This window comes from Pseudomonas sp. PVC-5-1 (assembly GCF_057444345.1).
On the sequence record NZ_CM172024.1, the window covers coordinates 4,227,558 to 4,244,576 of the forward strand.

A 17,019-nucleotide genomic window follows, 5' to 3' on the forward strand; every position below is an offset into this window, starting at 1 on the left:
CTGGCTGGGAAACATGACAGGTTAATGGCACTTTAGTGCCAATTTAAAGGCGAGGGCTGCGCCCTCGTTCGCGGGCACGCCCGCTCCCACAGGGGTTGCGCCGCTCCCGAGGATACCGCTTTACCTGTGGGAGCGGGTTTACCCGCGAAGGGGCCACCAGGCGGCCCCAAATTGCATCAATATTGCCACAACTGTGGAAGTTTAGCCTTCCACCTGGCTCCATTGCTTGCTCAATCGCTTGTCGGAAATCGGCACCTTGGTCCCCAATTGCTGGGCAAACAGCGAAACCCGATATTCCTCCAGCCACCAGCGGTACACCGTCAGTTGCTCATCACGCTTGCCTTCCTGGGCATGCTTGTCGGCACGTGCCTTGTACTGCGCCCACAGGTTGGCCAGCTCACCGCTCCACACCCGGTCCTTCTGCACCTGCGAACCCAGCTTCTCCAGGCGCAGTTCCACCGCCTTGAGGTAACGCGGCAGCTCCTTGAACCAGGCCCCGGGGGTTTCACGCACGAAGCCTGGGTACACCAGGTTGCCGAGCTGTTGCTTGATGTCGTTAAGCGCCACTGCCTGGCTCAGGTCGATCTTGCCCTTGAAGCGCTTCTGCAGCCCATGCCACAGCTTCAGCACTTCCAGGGTCTGCCGTGCCAGGCGCTCGGCATGCTCGGCCCAGCTGCCGCGCTTGCGCTCGGCCAGGCCAGCCAGGGCCGCACCATCACGTGGCAGCGGCTGTTCGCCTTCAAGGATGCAGCTGTCCAGGCTGGCCAGCAGAATGTCCTCGACCAGCGCCTCGACCCGGCCCATTTCACGGTACAGCAGGCCCAGCTCGGTCAGCCCCGGCAGCTTGCCGCGCAGGTACTTGGCCGGCTCGGCCAACTGCTGCAGCAACAGGCGCTGCAAGGCGCGGCGGTGCTGGAATTCGGCTTCGGCCTGGGTCGAGAAACGCCCTTCGCGCACGGTGCCGCCCTCTTCCACCAACGCCGGGTACACGGTCATCGACAGGCCGGCAATCTTCTGCTGCGCGGTCTGCTTAACCTCGCTGAAAGCCTTGGCCTGTACCGGCTGCTCGCTCTTGGCGTCACGCGGCACGGCCAACGCTGCCTGACTGGCTGCAGCAAAGCGTGCGGTCAGCTCGGCCAGGTCGCGGCCTTCACCCAGAAACTTGCCCTGGCCATCGACCACCTCGATGTTCATGCGCAGGTGGCCTTCGACCAGGTTGACCGACTCGTCCCATGCCTCGTCGGGCACACGGGCGCCGGTCATGCGCAGCAGTTCCTGGCCCAGGGCCTGCGGCAATGCGCCCTGGCCGAAGGTCATGCGCGCCAGCGAGGCCTTGACGAAGTCCGGCACCGGCACAAAGTTCTTGCGCAGCGCCTTGGGCAGGTTGCGCACCAGCGCCACGCACTTGGCTTCCAGCAGGCCGGGCACAAGCCATTCCAGGCGCTCGCCCGGCAAGCTCGGCAGCAGCGGCGCCGGTACCCGCACGGTCACGCCATCGCGGGGGTGCCCGGGCTCGAAGTGGTAACTCAGCGGCAGGCGCAGCTCGCCCACCTGCAGGCTGTCGGGGTACTGCGCGGCGGTGACTTCGCTGGCCTCGCGGGCCAGCACGTCTTCCTCGCGCATGATCAGCAGGTTGGCGTCCTTCTGGCTACCCATGCGGTACCAACTGTCGAAGGTCGCCGTCTGGTGGATTTCCGCCGGCAGACGCGCTTCGTAGAAGGCGTACAGCGTCTCTTCGTCGGCCAGGATGTCACGGCGGCGGGCCTTGGCCTCCAGCTCGTCGAGCTCTTCCAGCAGGCGCTTGTTGGCCGCCAGGCACTTGGCCCGCGACTGGATTTCGCCACCCACCAGGCCTTCGCGGATGAACAGTTCGCGCGAGGTGACCGGGTCGATCGGGCCGAAATGCACCGGCCGACGGCCGACCAGGATCAGGCCGTACAGAGTGATCTGCTCGTAGGCCACCACCTGCCCGCGCTTCTTCTCCCAATGCGGTTCGAAGTGGTTCTTCTTGACCAGGTGGCCGGCCAACGGCTCGATCCAGTCCGGCTCGATCCTGGCCACCATGCGTGCGTACAGCTTGGTGGTTTCGACCAGTTCGGCCGCCATCACCCACTGCGGGCGCTTGCGCCCCAGGCCCGACGACGGGTGCACCCAGAAGCGCCGCTGGCGGGCGCCCTGGTAGTCGCCCTCTTCGGTCTTCTGGCCGATCTGGCTGAGCAGGCCACTGAGAATGGCCTTGTGCATTTTCGGGTAGTCGGACGGGTCCTTGTTCACTGTCAGCTGCAGGTCACGGCAGATCAGTGCCAGCTGGCGATGGGCATCGCGCCATTCGCGCAGGCGCAGGTAGTTCAGGAAGTTCTTGCGGCACCAGTTGCGCAGCGGGTTGGCGGTCAACGCCTGGCGCTGTTCCTCGAAGCCACGCCACAGGTTGACCAGCGCGGCGAAGTCGGAATCCACGTCCTTCCATTGCGCGTGCGCCTGGTCGGCGGCCTGCTGGCGCTCCGGCGGGCGTTCGCGCGGGTCTTGCACCGACAGCGCACTGGTGACGATCAGCACTTCCTGCAGGCTGCCCAGGCGGGCGCCTTCGAGCAGCATGCGCCCCAGCCGCGGGTCGATCGGCAGGCGCGCCAGTTGGCGACCGATCGGGGTCAGCTGGTTTTCGCGGTTGACCGCCGACAGCTCCTGCAGCAGGTTGAAACCATCGCTGATGGCCTTGCCATCCGGCGGCTCGATGAACGGGAAGGCGTCGATTGCGCCCAGGCGCAGGTGCAGCATCTGCAGGATCACTGCCGCCAGGTTGGTGCGCAGGATCTCCGGGTCGGTGAACGCCGGCCGGCTGTTGAAATCCTCTTCGCTGTACAGGCGCACGCAGATACCCGGCTCGACCCGGCCACAGCGCCCTTTGCGCTGGTTGGCACTGGCCTGCGACACGGCCTCGATGGGCAGGCGCTGCACCTTGGCGCGGTAGCTGTAGCGGCTGATGCGCGCGGTACCGGTGTCGATCACGTAGCGGATGCCCGGCACGGTCAGCGAGGTTTCCGCAACGTTGGTGGCCAGCACCACACGGCGCCCGGTGTGTGGCTGGAAGATGCGCTGCTGCTCGGCCGGCGACAGGCGCGCGTACAACGGCAGGATCTCGGTGTGGCGCAGTTGCGCCTTGCGCAAGATCTCGGCGGCATCACGGATCTCGCGCTCGCCCGGCAGGAAGATCAGCACATCGCCGGGGCCCTTGCCCTCACTCCGCTCGTGGTGCGCCAACTCATCCAGCGTGGCGAGGATGGCCTGGTCGACGGTGAGGTCGTCCTCGATCTGGTTGCCCTCCTCGTCCTGCTCGCTGGTCAGCGGGCGGTACCAGGTTTCCACCGGGAAGGTACGCCCGGACACCTCGATGATCGGCGCGCCGTCGAAGTGTTTGGAGAAGCGCTCCAGGTCGATGGTCGCCGAGGTGATGATCAGCTTCAGGTCCGGGCGGCGGTGCAGCAGGGTCTTCAGGTAGCCGAGCAGGAAGTCGATGTTCAGGCTGCGCTCGTGGGCCTCGTCGACGATGATCGTGTCGTAGCGCTCGAGGAAACGGTCGTGCTGGGTTTCGGCCAGCAGAATGCCGTCGGTCATCAGCTTGACCAGGGTGTTGGCGTCGCTCTGGTCTTCGAAACGCACCTGGTAGCCGACCAGCCCGCCCAGCGGCGTGCCCAGCTCTTCGGCGACCCGCGCGGCAACGCTGCGGGCGGCGATCCGGCGTGGCTGGGTGTGGGCGATCAGGCCATGGCTGCCACGGCCCAGTTCGAGACAGATCTTCGGCAACTGGGTGGTCTTGCCCGAGCCGGTTTCGCCGGCGATAACCAGCACCTGGTGCTCGGCCAGGGCCTTCTTGATTTCGTCACGCTTGGCAGCGATTGGCAGGCTGTCGTCGTAGCGCACGGTCGGCACGCTCTGCTGGCGCGCGGTGACCTGGGCGCAGGACGCCTGGACCTTTTCCACCCACTGCGCCAGCTTCGCCTCGTCGGGGCGCTTGCGCAGTTCGTGCAATTGCCGGCGCAGGCGATGGCGGTCGGCGATCATGGCGTGGTCGAGGTTTTGCAGCAGTTTGTCGATGGCGTGGTCAGTCATGGGGCTTTTTAGTGATGCAGGTGGGCCTGCTTTTTCATGATCGGCATTCGAAGGATGCGCGATTGTCGCAGATTTGGGCCTGTTTTGCTGTCCAGGCTGGCGCTGCCCCTGTAGGAGCGGCCTTGTGTCGCGATGGGCTGCGGCAGCAGCCCCAGGCTCTTCGCTCCAGCACAAATTGCCGGGGCTGCTGCCGCAGCCCATCGCGACACAAGGCCGCTCCTACAGGGATCGCACGGCGGCTGAAAGTTTAGCAAGGGCTTATGTAAAGGTTGCCATTCACTGCTTTAATCAACCTTAAGCCGCATGTGAGTATCAAAGGCATGACTCCCGTCCAGCCTATCGCCCCACCGTCGTCCCGCCCTTCGCAAGCGAAGGCCCGGCGCCGTGCCGGTGAGAATCCGCTGGTCCACATCATCCTCGCCTTCTGGGCCCTGTGGCACTGCCGTCACGCACGCCCACCGGATTTCTCGCTCACGCCTTTGTGACCAAACCCGGCCGTCGTCTGGCCGTTTGACTCAGCCGGGCCGCCTGCATGCGCGGCGGCCTGTGCGCCCCGTGAGCGAATCCATCATGCACTTTGCACCTGTAGAGCAGGCCAGCCGTTTTCTGGCCGACAACCCCGATATCGAACTGTTCGAACTGTTCATCCTCGACGCCAATGGCGTGCCGCGCGGCAAGCTGCTGCACCGCGACGAACTGCTGGCCGTGTACCAGACCGGCCGGCCGCTGCCCAGCACCATTCTCGGCCTGACCCTGAACGGCGACGACGTGGAAAACTCCGGCCTGGTGTGGGACGTGGGCGATATCGACTGCCGCGCCTACCCGCTTGAAGGCAGCCTGGTGCGCCTGCCCTGGCGCCGGGTGCCGACCGCCGCGGTGCAGGTGAGCATGCACCCGAACGAGGGCCTGCCGGCCAGCATCGCCGACCCGCGCCATGTGCTGCTGCGTACCATCGAGGCGTTGCAGGCCGACGGCTACCACCCGGTGATGGCCTGCGAGCTGGAGTTCTACCTGCTGGACCAGCAACCTGATGCCCAGGGCCGCCCGCAACCGGCACTGGACAATGACGGCGGCCGCCCACGCACCACCCAGGTGTATGGCCTGCGCGAACTGGAGCAGATCGAGCCGTTCCTTGCCGACCTCTACGCCGCCTGCAAGGCCCAGGGCATCCCGGCGCGCACGGCGATTTCGGAATACGCCCCCGGCCAGGTGGAAATCACCCTCGAGCACGGCGACGCTCTGCAGGCGATGGACCAGGCCGTGCGCTACAAGCGCCTGGTCAAAGGCATTGCCCATGCCCATGGCATGCAGGCCTGCTTCATGGCCAAGCCGTTCGCGCAACTGGCCGGCACCGGCATGCACATGCACCTGAGCCTGGCCGACAGCGCCGGCAACAACCTGTTCGCCAGTGAAGACAAAGCCGGTACCCCGCTGCTGCGCCAGGCCGTGGCAGGCATGCTGCGACACCTGCGCGACTCGCTGCTGCTGTTCTGCCCCAACGCCAACTCGTTCCGCCGCTTCCAGGCCAACAGCTATGCCCCGCTGGCGCCAACCTGGGGCGTCGACAACCGCACCGTGAGCCTGCGCATACCGGGCGGTCCGGCCAACAGCCGGCACGTGGAGCACCGCATCTGCGGCGCCGATGCCAACCCCTACCTGGCCGCTGCGGCGATCCTTGCCGCCAGCCACTGGGGCATTCGCCAACAGCTGGACCCGGGGGCACCGGTGGAAGGCAATGGCTATGCCCAGGCCACCGAACACCTGCCCACCGACTGGCTGACTGCCCTCGACGCCCTGCAGCATTCGAGCTGGGCTCGCGAAGCACTGGGCGAGGACTTCCTTGGCGTATACCTGAAGGTCAAGCGCGCCGAGTACCGCCAGTTCATGGCCGAAGTCAGTGAGCAGGACTGGCGCTGGTACCTGCACCAGGCCTGATCCCCGGATAACAAGGAACACCCATGAATGCAGCATTGAACAAAGGGCCGGCGCAACGCGCGCCGTCCTACTACAGCGCCACCCTCAACGACCACACCGAGTACCCGCAGCTCAAGGGCACGGTACAGGTGGATGTGGCGATCATCGGCGGCGGCTTCACCGGCGTGGCCACGGCGGTGGAGCTGGCCGAGCGTGGCCTAAAGGTGGCCATCGTCGAAACCAACCGCATCGGCTGGGGTGCCAGCGGGCGCAACGGCGGCCAGGTCACCGGCAGCCTGTCGGGCGACGAAGCCATGCGCTCGCAGATGCGCAACCGCCTGGGTGCCGAGGTCGATGACTTCATCTGGCACTTGCGTTGGCGCGGCCACCAGGTGATCGAGCAGCGCGTGGCACGCTACAACATCGACTGCGACCTCAAGCGCGGCCACCTGCACGCGGCCATGAAGCCCTCGCACATGGACGAGCTGCGCGCATTCGAAGCCGAGGCCCGGCGGCGCGGCATGGGCGAGCAGGTACAACTGCTGGACCGCGATGGCATGGCCGAGCACCTGCAAAGCCCGCTGTACCTGGGCGCGCTGAAAAACCTGCGCAACCTGCACCTGCACCCGCTCAACCTGTGCCTGGGCGAGGCCCGTGCTGCCCATGGCCTGGGGGCGCTGATTTTCGAAAACTCCGAAGTGCTGGACATCGTCCACGGCCCGCGCCCGGCGGTGGTCACTGCCCACGGGCGGGTCGAGGCGCGCCAGGTGATGCTGGCCGGCGATGTGTACCACAAACTGGAAAAGCGCCAGCTCAAGGGCAAGATCTTCCCGGCCATGGGCGGCATCGTCACCACCGCACCGCTGGGGGATCTGGCCGAACAGATCAACCCGCAGGACCTGGCGGTATACGACTGCCGCTTCGTGCTCGATTACTACCGCCTGACCGCCGACAAGCGCCTGCTGTTCGGCGGTGGCGCCAACTATTCCGGCCGTGATTCACGGGATATCGAAGGCGAACTGCGCCCGTGCATCGAGCGCACCTTCCCGGCGTTGAAAGGCGTGCCGATCGAGTTCCAGTGGAGCTGCGCCATGGGCATCGTGGTCAACCGCATCCCGCAGCTGGGCAAGCTGTCGGACAACGTTTGGTATTGCCAGGGTTATTCGGGGCACGGCATTGCCACCAGCCACATCATGGGCGAGATCATGGCCGAGGCGTTGACCGGGACGCTGGAGAAATTCGACACCTTCGCCCAGTGCAAGCATGTGCGGGTGCCGATGGGGGATTTGCTGGGCAATCCGCTGCTGGCGGCGGGGATGTGGTACTACCAGATGCTGGAGAAACTGCGCTGAAGCATTCGCGGGCACGCCCGCTCCCACAAGGACAGCGCAGCCTTCTGGCTCGGCGCTATACCTGTGGGAGCGGGCGTGCCCGCGAAGAAGCCAGTGAGGTCGATCAGGCGATCTTCTTCAAGCCTTGTTTCTTCAGCTCTTCATCGCGCAGTTCGCGACGCAGGATCTTGCCCACGTTGGTGGTCGGCAGCGCGTCGCGGAACTCGATCTGGCGCGGGACCTTGTAGCCGGTGACGTTGGCGCGCATGTGCTCCATCACCTGTTCCTTGGTCAGGGTCATGCCCGGCTTGACCACGATGAACACCTTGATCACTTCACCGGACTTCTCGTCCGGCACGCCGATGGCCGCGCACTGCAGCACGCCCGGCAGGGCCGCCAGCACATCTTCCAGCTCGTTGGGGTAAACGTTGAAGCCCGAGACCAGGATCATGTCCTTCTTGCGGTCGACGATGCGCATGTAACCATCCGGCTGGATCACGGCGATGTCGCCGGTCTTCAGCCAGCCATCGCTGTCGAGGATCTCGGCAGTGGCCTCCTCACGCTGCCAGTAGCCCTTCATCACCTGCGGGCCCTTGACGCACAACTCGCCCACCTCGCCCAGCGGCAGCTCGTTGCCGTTGTCGTCGATGACCTTGCACAGGGTGGACGGCACCGGAATACCGATGGTGCCGACCTGGTTGGCCTCAGCCGGGTTCACCGCAGCCACCGGGCTGGTCTCGGTCATGCCATAGCCTTCGCAGATGGCGCAGCCGGTCACGGCCTTCCAGCGCTCGGCCACGCTCAGTTGCAGGGCCATGCCACCAGAAAGGGTGATCTTCAGCGCCGAGAAGTCCAGGGCACGGAACGCCTCGTTGTTGCACAAGGCAACGAACAGGGTGTTGAGGCCGACGAAGCCGCTGAACTTCCACTTGCCCAGTTCCTTGACCATGGCTGGCAGGTCACGCGGGTTGCTGATCAGCACGTTGTGGTTGCCGATCAGCATCATTGCCATGCAATGGAAGGTAAAGGCGTAGATGTGGTACAGCGGCAGCGGGGTGATGAGGATTTCGCAGCCTTCGTGCAGGTTGGAGCCCATCAGCGCCCGGCACTGCAGCATGTTGGCCACCAGGTTGCGATGGGTAAGCATCGCGCCCTTGGCCACGCCGGTGGTACCACCGGTGTACTGCAGCACCGCCACGTCGTTGGCCTGCGGGTTGGCCTCGGTCACCGGCTGGCCCTTGCCCTGCGCCAGAGCGTCGTTGAAGCGTACGGAACGCGGCAGGTTGTAGGCCGGCACCATCTTCTTCACGTACTTGATCACGCTGTTGATCAGCAGGCGCTTGAGCGGCGGCAGCAGGTCGGCCACTTCGGTGACGATGACGTGCCTGACCTGGGTCTTGGGCACTACCTTCTCGGCCAGGTGGGCCATGTTGGCCAGGCACACCAAGGCCTTGGCGCCGGAGTCGTTGAACTGGTGTTCCATTTCCCGTGCGGTGTACAGCGGGTTGGTGTTGACCACGATCAGCCCGGCACGCATGGCACCGAATACCGCCACCGGGTATTGCAGTACGTTGGGCAGCTGCACGGCAATGCGGTCACCCGGCTTGAGGTCGGTATGCTGCTGCAACCAGGCGGCAAACGCTCCCGACAGCGCATACAGCTCGCCATAAGTGATAGTCTTGCCCAGGTTGCTAAAGGCCGGTTTGTCGGCAAAGCGTTGGCAGGATTGCTTGAGTACCGCCTGGATATTGGGGAATTCGTCAGGATTGATTTCCGCCGTAATCCCGGCTGGGTACTTATCCTTCCAAAAATTTTCGATCATGGAAGCCCACTCCTTCAGCAACAGCGAAGTTCGATTCACGCGTCGATGCGCTTATTATTGATATGGGATGACGGCTCGTTGCAAACCGGATCATCTGAAAGCGGGCCGAGAGTAACAGCTTTGCCTGGGGTCGCCTAGAGGCCAAAACAGGCCTCACGGTCACAAAAATGACTCAATGAACAATACAGGTCATTTTTAGAGTAATTATCCAAAATGTCGCATATCGGGCTATAAATAGCCTGTTAGAGCGGTTTCACGGCATTCGCGGGCTTGCCCGCTCCCACAGGGACCTCACAGTTCTCGAATGCTGTGCAGTACCTGTGGGAGCGGGCAAGCCCGCGAAGAAGCCAACCCGGCATCAAGCTATGTCGCGCAGCTCCCGCCGCAGGATCTTGCCCACCGGCGTCATCGGCAACGACTCGCGCAGCACGATGTGCTTGGGCACCTTGTAGCCGGTGAAGTTGGCCTTGCAGTAGGCCTTCAGCTCATCCACGCTCAGCCCGCCCTCGCGCGGCACAACGAACAGCTTCACCGCCTCGCCGGAGCGCTCGTCCGGTACGCCGATGGCCGCGCAGTTGGCGACCTTGGGATGGCCCATCACCACATCCTCGATCTCGTTGGGGTACACGTTGAAACCCGAGACGATGATCATGTCCTTCTTGCGGTCGACGATGCGGGTGAAGCCGTCCGGGTCGATCACCGCGATGTCGCCGGTCTTGAACCAGCCCTCCGCATCCAGGGCCTGGGCCGTGGCCTCGGGCTGCTGCCAGTAGCCTTTCATCACCTGCGGGCCCTTGATGCACAGCTCGCCCCGCTCGCCCAGCGGCAGCTCGTTGCCGTCATCGTCGATCACCTTGAAGGCGGTGCCCGCCACCGGGATGCCCACCGTACCCAGACGCGCCAGCTGGCCATAGGGGTTGGTGCTGGCCACCGGCGAGGTTTCGGTCAGGCCGTAGCCTTCGACGATGCGGCAACCGGTAAGCGCCTCCCAGCGCTCTGCGGTGGCCTTCACCAGTGCGGTGCCGCCGGAGTTGGTGACCTTCAGCGCCGAAAAGTCGAGCTGGCGGAAGCCCGGGTGGTCCATCAGTGCGACGAACAGCGTGTTCAGGCCCAGCAAGGCGGAGAAACGCCATTTGCCCAGCTCCTTGATGAAGCCGGAAATATCCCGCGGGTTGGTGATCAGCACGTTGTGGTTGCCGGTGACCATCATGCACATGCAGTTCGCGGTAAAGGCATAGATGTGGTACAGCGGCAGCGGCGCGATCATCACCTCCTGGCCATCCTTGATCAGCTTCTGCCCGTCCGGCCCGTGCTGCGAGAAGCAGGCCAGCACCTGCAGCATGTTGGCCACCAGGTTGCCGTGGGTGAGCATGGCGCCCTTGGCCAGGCCGGTGGTGCCACCGGTGTATTGCAGCACGGCAGTGTCGTCCAGGCTGAGCGGCACCGGCTTGTGAGGCAGCTCGCGGCCCTGGCGCAGCACCTGCTTGAACGACACCGCCTGGGGCAGCTGGTAGGCCGGCACCATCTTCTTGACCTTGTCGACCACGGTGTTGACCAGCCAGCCCTTGGCGGTGGGCAGCAGGTCGCCCATCCTCGCCTCGATCAGGTACTCGATGCCGGTATCGGGCAATACCTCCTGCACGCGCTTGCCGAACATGTTCAGGTACACCAGCGCACGCGCGCCGCTGTCCTTGAACTGATGGCGCATCTCGCGCTCTGTGTACAGCGGGTTGGTGTTGACCACGATCAGGCCAGCGCGCAGGGCACCGAACACAGCGATGGGGTATTGCAGCACATTGGGCATCTGCACCGCGATGCGGTCGCCCGGCTTGAGGTCGGTGTGCTGCTGCAGCCAGGCGGCGAAGGCCGCCGAATGGCGTTCCAGGTCCGCGTAGGTCAGGGTTACGCCCAAATTGCTGAAGGCCGGGCGGTCGGCGAAGCGTTTGCAGGAGCGCTCGAACACCTCGACGACCGAGGTGTAGGCATTGATGTCGATGGTGGAAGGCACGCCCGCCGGGCGCTTGTCATTCCAGAAGTCGGCTTGCATTTATTATTGTTCCTCTGCCTGGACCTGCTGTGAGTCCTGTAATCCTTTCACCTGCCCGCCCGAAAGCGAAAAGGCGTTGATCCGACGTTAGCAGGTAAGCCCAAGGTGGCATATACGCCAAGTGCCGCCATTAACATTGTGAATCTTATTTGTGCCCTTCCTGCAATCCGGTCGGTTGTGCATACACTGTTCGGGTACCTGTGCGCACAAGGACCCGCCATGCCTCACGACGCCTTCTGGTTACCCGCCAGCGAGCACTGCAGCCTGTATGTGCACCAATGGTTGCCGGCCACACCGGTAAAAGCCGTGGTGCTGCTGGCCCACGGCATGGCCGAGCACGCCGGGCGCTACCAGCACCTGGGCCATGCCTTGAGCGAGGCCGGTTTCGCCCTGTTCGCCCCCGACCAGCGCGGCCATGGACGCACGGCCGAGCTGGGCAGCCTCGGCCTGTTCGCCCGCCATCATGGCTGGAATGCCGTGGTCAACGACATCGGGCTGCTGGCCCAGCACATCGGTCAGCAATTCCCGTGCACACCGCTGTTCCTGTTCGGCCACAGCATGGGCAGCTACATCGCCCAGGCCTACCTGCTGCACCACAGTGGCAGCCTGCATGGGGCGATCCTCAGTGGCTCCAACTACCAGCCGGCAGCGCTCTACCGTGTGGCGCGCCTGATTGCCCGGCTGGAGGCCTGGCGCCAAGGGCCGCTGGGAAAGAGCGCGCTCATAGAATGGTTGTCGTTCGGCTCGTTCAACAAGGCCTTCAAGCCCAACCGCACGGCGTTCGACTGGCTCAGCCGCGACCCGGCGCAGGTCGACCTGTACGTCAACGACCCGCTGTGCGGCTTTCGCTGCAGCAACCAGTTGTGGCTCGACCTGCTGCAAGGCTTGGCGCAGATCAGCCAGCCGAGTAACCTCGCGCAGATCGATCCGAACCTGCCGCTGCTGGTGATCGGTGGTGAATGTGATCCGGTCAGTGCCGGCAAGCGTCTCACCCATCTGGCCGACGCCCTGCGCGCGACCGGCAATCGACATGTACAGCTGCGCGTCTATCCTGAGGCGCGGCACGAAGTACTCAACGAAACCAACCGTAACGAGGTCACCGCCGATATTCTCGTCTGGCTTGAACAGGCGCTGGCTCTTGGCCGCCCTGTGCGCAGTGAATGATAGCCGCCCTCGCCTACCGCTTAAGGAAGCCCCGATGTCCCAGGTCACCAACACGCCTTACGAAGCCCTCGAAGTCGGCCAGAAGGCCGAGTACAAGAAGTCCGTCGAAGAACGCGACATCCAGTTGTTCGCCGCGATGTCCGGTGACCACAACCCGGTACACCTGGACGCCGAGTTCGCTGCCAAGAGCATGTTCCGCGAGCGCATTGCCCACGGCATGTTCAGCGGCGCGCTGATCAGTGCTGCAGTGGCCTGCACCCTGCCTGGCCCTGGCACCATCTACCTGGGCCAGCAGATGAGCTTCCAGAAGCCGGTGAAGATTGGCGATACCCTGACCGTACGCCTGGAAATCCTGGAGAAGCTGCCCAAGTTCAAGGTACGTATCGCCACCAATGTCTACAACCAGAACGATGAGCTGGTGGTTCAGGGCGAGGCCGAGATCCTGGCACCGCGCAAGCAGCAGACCGTCGAGCTGGTGTCGCCGCCGAATTTTGTGGCTAGCTGAAAAGTGATGTAGGCAGTACCGGCCTCTTCGCGGGCACGCCCGCTCCCACAGGGATTGCATAGCCTTCAACCCAGTGGAAAACCTGTGGGAGCGGGCGTGCCCGCGAAGAGGCCAGTCCAGCCAACATCATTCGATAGCTTGCAACCGCCGCTCGATATGCCTGCGCTCCGGCTCCTGCCGGGTCAACGCCAGCGCCTGCCGCCAGGCCGCCCGGGCCTCTTCTACATGCCCCAGCTGGTAATGCAGCTCACCCCGCGTCGCATGCGCCAGGTGATAGTCCAGCAACTCTCCCCGCGCCAGAATCCCTTCGACCTCCCGCAGGCCAACCTCCGGCCCATCCCGCTTCGCCAGCGCCACGGCCCTGTTCAGTTCAACCACAGCTGACGGCCAATGCCGCTGCAGCACGTCATACAGCCCGACGATCTCCGCCCAGTCGGTCGCTTCGGCTGTCGCCGCTTCGGCATGCACCGCGGCAATCGCCGCCTGCACGGTATAAGCACCGAACGCCCGGCTTTGCAGGGCCTGGCGCACCAGTTCGCAACCTTCGGCAATGCGTTGCCGGTCCCACAGGCTACGATCCTGCTGCTCGAGCAATACCAGATTGCCCCGGCCATCGGTACGCGCCCGCTGCCGGGATGCCTGCAGCAACATCAAGGCCAGCAGGCCGACCGCCTCCGGGTCGGGCAGCAACTGCACCAGCAGCCGCGCCAGGCGTATGGCTTCATCGCTCAGCTCCTGCTGCAACAGCGCCTCGCCCGACGACGCCGAATAGCCCTCGTTGAACACCAGGTAGATCACCCGCAGCACACTCTCCAGGCGCTCGGGCAGTTCGTTCAGCTCCGGCACCTGATAAGGGATGCCGGCATCGCGGATCTTGGCCTTGGCGCGCACGATACGCTGGGCGATGGTGGCCGGGCTCTGCAGGAAAGCACGGGCGATCTGCTCGGTGGTCAGGTCGCAGACTTCACGCAGGGTCAGCGGCACCTGGGCATCGGCGGACAAGGCCGGGTGGCAGCAGGTGAAGATCAGCCGCAAGCGGTCGTCGGCCAGCAGCTCTTCTTCGCTGGGGTCCTGCGCCTGGCCGTCGAGCAGCATGCTCAGGTCCGCCTGGGAACGGTCGAACCGGGCGCGCCGACGCAGCACATCGATGGCCTTGAAGCGGCCAGTGGACACCAGCCACGCCCGCGGGTTATCGGGAATACCGTCGCGCTGCCAGCGTTCGACTGCGATGAAGAAGGCATCGTGCATGGCCTCCTCGGCCAGGTCGAAATCACCCAACAGGCGGATCAGCGTCGCCAGGATGCGCCGTGACTCGTTTCGGTAGACCGCCTCGACCTCGGCGCGCACCTGCGCCAGTGCCGTCATCAGTCGGGCATCCGCTGGGTCACTACCTCCACCAGGCGGTCCAGGCTTTCTCCCCAGCCCTGGTGGAAGCCCATTTCCTCATGGGCGCGGCAGTCGGCGGCATTCCAGTGCCAGGCGCGGGCGGTGTAGCGGGTTTTGCCTTGCTCCTCGTCAAAGCTGATCACGGCAGTCATGAACGCCTTGTCCGAAGGCACCCAGCCTGGGCCGAAGGCATCGGTGAACACCAGCCGTCGCGGAGCAGCAATCTCCAGGAATACGCCCTGGTTCGGGTAATCGCTGCCATCCGGCGCCCGCATCACGGTGCGGAACAGGCCACCGATCCACAACTGCATCTCACATTCCGGGGTGGTCATGCCGTGCGGCCCCCACCATTGCATCAGCCACTGAGGGTCGGTCCAGGCGCGGAACACCTTGGACGGCGGTGCGTCGATCAGGCGACTGATGGACAGCTCGTGCTGCACTTGCGCGGGGTGTGCCAGGCTCATGCTGGGAAGTCTCCATTGCTGTCAGGGTTGCAGTTCGCGCACCGGTCGCACCTCGACACTGCCGACCCGCGCGGCGGGGATGCCCTTGGCGATGTTCAGCGCCTCGTTCAGGTCGCGGGCTTCCACCAGGTAGAAGCCCGCCAACTGCTCCTTGGTCTCGGCGAACGGGCCGTCGGTCAGGCTCATGTGCCCGTTGCGCATGCGCACTGTGGTGGCAGTCTGCACCGGCTTCAGCGCCTCGGCCGCCAGCATTCGCCCGGAGCCTTGGATGGATTCGGCATACGCCATGCATTCGGCGTCTTCCGGGCTGTCGGGCAGGCTGTGCAACAGCCCCTCGTCACAATAGACCAGGCACAGGTATTTCATGGTCGCCTCCAGGGCATTGGCAAAGTGCGTTTGGCGATAACGGTTCAGGGTTTGAGATCGAACAGCGCCTTCTGGGTTTGCATGTCGAACGGCGCCGACCAGTGCTCGTGGATTACCTGCCACTGGCCACCTTGACGACGATAGCCCACGGTGGCGCGCATGAAGCCGCACTGGCTTTCGTTGTCCGCGGGGCCGCAGCGGTTAAGCCAGTGGGCCAGGGCTAGGTCGCCAGCGGCATGCACGGTGAGTTCGGCGTATTCGAAAACCATGGGGCCGGGGCACATGCCCATGCACATTTCCCAGTGCGCCTGGTAGGTTGCCTTGCCCTTGAACTGCAGGGCCTGGATGGCATCGAAGGCGACGATGTCGTCGGCATAGGGAGCGATGATGTTGGGGATGTCGCGATCGCGCACGGCCTGCATCCAGCGCTCGATCAATTGGCGTATCTCGGTTTCGGCTGCGGTGCTCATCGGGGGTTCCTCCGACAGGTCATGGGTGATTGGGCACGGGGGGCAACGTGCTCTCACCTATTGGTCGAACGGGAACTGGAGGAATCGACAGGCAACGGAAACTATTCTGCATGAGTAATTGCAGAATACCCGCGAGTAACGAAAGCAGGCTTGGTCAGGCCATTGCGGCTTGTTCGAAGACCTCGTCGGCCCACTGGTTGAGGCTTTTGCCGGCGGCACGGGCAGCAACACTCGCGGCAGCATGAACTTCGGGCCGGATACGCAGCATTACTTTGCCCGAGGCAGGCTTTTCCGGCGCAATGCCCTGCTCTGCACAATCGGCCAGGTAATCTTCCAGCGCATCGCGAAACGCCTCATGCAGCTCGGGCACCGAGCTTGCGTGAAAACTGATGATGTCACGCATACCAAGCACACGGCCGACGAAGATATCGTCACGCGCGTCGTACTCGATACGGGCGGCGTAGCCTTTGTAGCGCATGCAACTCATATCCTGACTCCTGCCCGCGAGAGGAATTCACGGGCTTCTTCAATCTGATACCGCTTGGCTTCCTTGCCTGGATGAGGCCGATGGCATCTCCAGCATTGGCCACCCAGCACCAGCTTGACCCTGGAGCCTTGCCGCTCCAGCACCTCACCGCCCAGATGGAGTACCAATGCCTCGATCTCGGAGAAAGCCAACGACGCCGTGGTCGGCGTTCGGAAAATTGCGTCGAGGACTTTGCGGTATCGAGTGTTCATCGAAAAATGCTATCAAATTAAGATAGCACTTTTTCCTCGATATTCATTCAGGATTTTTCTGTTGCTCGAACTGCAGGACGGTTGATGGCCCCGTCACCAGCAAGCCGGCGAAAGGGCCATCAACACCAGGCAAGAGCCCGATCAACCCTGCTGGCACCCCTCACCCATGGCCCGGTACTGGATGGTGTGCACCTGGCCCTGGTGGTCTTCGTAGGTCATGGTCGCAGGTACCACTTCGCAGACGTTGGGGATGGTCGACAGGTTGATCACCCGCTTGATGTCCAGGTTCATGGAGTAGTCGTACTGCTGGGCGACGGGCTCGCTGGAGACGGGTCTGGCCTCATCGGCGAGGGCGAACGAGGACATACCGACCAATGCAAGAATCAGTAATGGTTTCATGTGAGTTTGCCTTTTGAGCATTCAAGCTGATCGATTGACTTCTATTGCCGTGCCCGGCGCGGAGAAGTTGCCATCTGCGGTGAAGATGGCACGAAGTACCGATCCCGCTTCGTACTGCCAGTGGGGATGGCTAAAAGTCTACTCCCGGCCTGGAATAGTTGAACCCCGAACTCGGACATTCACCCTTGCCAGATATGCAACAATCTGCGAAAAGTTCACCGCAAAACATCGGGCCAGAGCCTCTGGCCACCTTTCAGGGCAGGGCGCGCAATTTCTGAAAATTTGTACTGTTCGAAACTTTCGGCC

Annotated in this window: 14 protein-coding genes; 4 read left to right on the forward strand and 10 right to left on the reverse strand. The window is 63.8% G+C overall.

The genetic code is table 11. The annotated features are described in order from the left end of the window. Window positions 1-201 precede the first annotated feature (201 nt). Window positions 202-4,107 carry an ATP-dependent RNA helicase HrpA gene (gene hrpA / locus AC2T3R_RS19430; RefSeq protein WP_047933722.1) on the reverse strand — a complete coding sequence of 1,302 codons (3,906 nt, stop codon included), beginning with the start codon at window positions 4,105-4,107 and terminating at the stop codon, window positions 202-204. Window positions 4,108-4,677: 570 nt separating this feature from the next. Between hrpA and AC2T3R_RS19435 the strand changes: the two genes are divergently transcribed. Together AC2T3R_RS19435 and AC2T3R_RS19440 are read left to right on the forward strand one after the other, a co-directional pair. Continuing rightward, window positions 4,678-6,042: a glutamine synthetase family protein gene (locus AC2T3R_RS19435; protein ID WP_410953344.1), complete on the forward strand. Its 1,365-nt coding sequence runs from the start codon at window positions 4,678-4,680 to the stop codon at window positions 6,040-6,042. 23 nt (window positions 6,043-6,065) lie between these two features. Then, a complete protein-coding gene (locus AC2T3R_RS19440; protein WP_486744130.1) occupies window positions 6,066-7,373 on the forward strand; it encodes an NAD(P)/FAD-dependent oxidoreductase in 1,308 nt (435 codons plus the stop codon). A gap of 103 nt (window positions 7,374-7,476) precedes the next feature. Here AC2T3R_RS19440 and fadD1 read toward each other — a convergent pair whose 3' ends face one another. Both fadD1 and fadD2 read right to left on the reverse strand, forming a co-directional pair. Then, the gene (fadD1, locus tag AC2T3R_RS19445) at window positions 7,477-9,174 is read right to left on the reverse strand and encodes a long-chain-fatty-acid--CoA ligase FadD1 (RefSeq protein ID WP_486744131.1); all 1,698 of its coding nucleotides are present in this window, start codon (window positions 9,172-9,174) and stop codon (window positions 7,477-7,479) included. A gap of 358 nt (window positions 9,175-9,532) precedes the next feature. Continuing rightward, window positions 9,533-11,221: a long-chain-fatty-acid--CoA ligase FadD2 gene (fadD2, locus tag AC2T3R_RS19450; protein WP_054573790.1), complete on the reverse strand. Its 1,689-nt coding sequence runs from the start codon at window positions 11,219-11,221 to the stop codon at window positions 9,533-9,535. Window positions 11,222-11,440: 219 nt separating this feature from the next. On the opposite strand from fadD2, the gene AC2T3R_RS19455 reads away from it, so the two are divergent. Together AC2T3R_RS19455 and AC2T3R_RS19460 are read left to right on the forward strand one after the other, a co-directional pair. After that, window positions 11,441-12,385 (forward strand): alpha/beta hydrolase, encoded by a 945-nt coding sequence (locus AC2T3R_RS19455; protein ID WP_054573789.1) that lies wholly within the window; start codon window positions 11,441-11,443, stop codon window positions 12,383-12,385. 34 nt (window positions 12,386-12,419) lie between these two features. Beyond that, window positions 12,420-12,890: a MaoC family dehydratase gene (locus tag AC2T3R_RS19460; RefSeq protein WP_012273633.1), complete on the forward strand. Its 471-nt coding sequence runs from the start codon at window positions 12,420-12,422 to the stop codon at window positions 12,888-12,890. Between the two features lie 126 nt (window positions 12,891-13,016). On the opposite strand, the gene AC2T3R_RS19465 is transcribed toward AC2T3R_RS19460, so the two are convergent. The 7 genes from AC2T3R_RS19465 to AC2T3R_RS19495 form a co-directional block, all read right to left on the reverse strand. Next, window positions 13,017-14,255, reverse strand: coding sequence for an RNA polymerase sigma factor (locus tag AC2T3R_RS19465; RefSeq protein WP_061304444.1), 1,239 nt, complete (start codon window positions 14,253-14,255; stop codon window positions 13,017-13,019). Beyond that, a complete protein-coding gene (locus AC2T3R_RS19470; RefSeq protein ID WP_013973720.1) occupies window positions 14,255-14,740 on the reverse strand; it encodes an SRPBCC family protein in 486 nt (161 codons plus the stop codon). The genes AC2T3R_RS19465 and AC2T3R_RS19470 overlap by 1 nt, the downstream gene beginning before the upstream one ends. A 21-nt stretch (window positions 14,741-14,761) precedes the next feature. Further along, window positions 14,762-15,106, reverse strand: a complete 345-nt coding sequence (locus tag AC2T3R_RS19475) for a YciI family protein (RefSeq protein WP_013973721.1) — start codon at window positions 15,104-15,106, stop codon at window positions 14,762-14,764. A 44-nt stretch (window positions 15,107-15,150) separates the two neighbouring features. Further along, window positions 15,151-15,576: a YybH family protein gene (locus AC2T3R_RS19480; protein WP_013973722.1), complete on the reverse strand. Its 426-nt coding sequence runs from the start codon at window positions 15,574-15,576 to the stop codon at window positions 15,151-15,153. Between the two features lie 154 nt (window positions 15,577-15,730). After that, complete coding sequence (locus AC2T3R_RS19485; RefSeq protein WP_015271315.1) at window positions 15,731-16,063, reverse strand: type II toxin-antitoxin system HicB family antitoxin; 333 nt, start codon at window positions 16,061-16,063, stop codon at window positions 15,731-15,733. After that, entirely contained in the window at window positions 16,060-16,314 is a 255-nt protein-coding gene (locus tag AC2T3R_RS19490) for a type II toxin-antitoxin system HicA family toxin (protein ID WP_085721171.1), read from the reverse strand. Before AC2T3R_RS19490 ends, AC2T3R_RS19485 begins: the two co-directional genes overlap by 4 nt. Before the next feature lie 141 nt (window positions 16,315-16,455). Further along, complete coding sequence (locus tag AC2T3R_RS19495; protein ID WP_004375752.1) at window positions 16,456-16,713, reverse strand: DUF2790 domain-containing protein; 258 nt, start codon at window positions 16,711-16,713, stop codon at window positions 16,456-16,458. Between the last annotated feature and the right edge of the window lie 306 nt (window positions 16,714-17,019).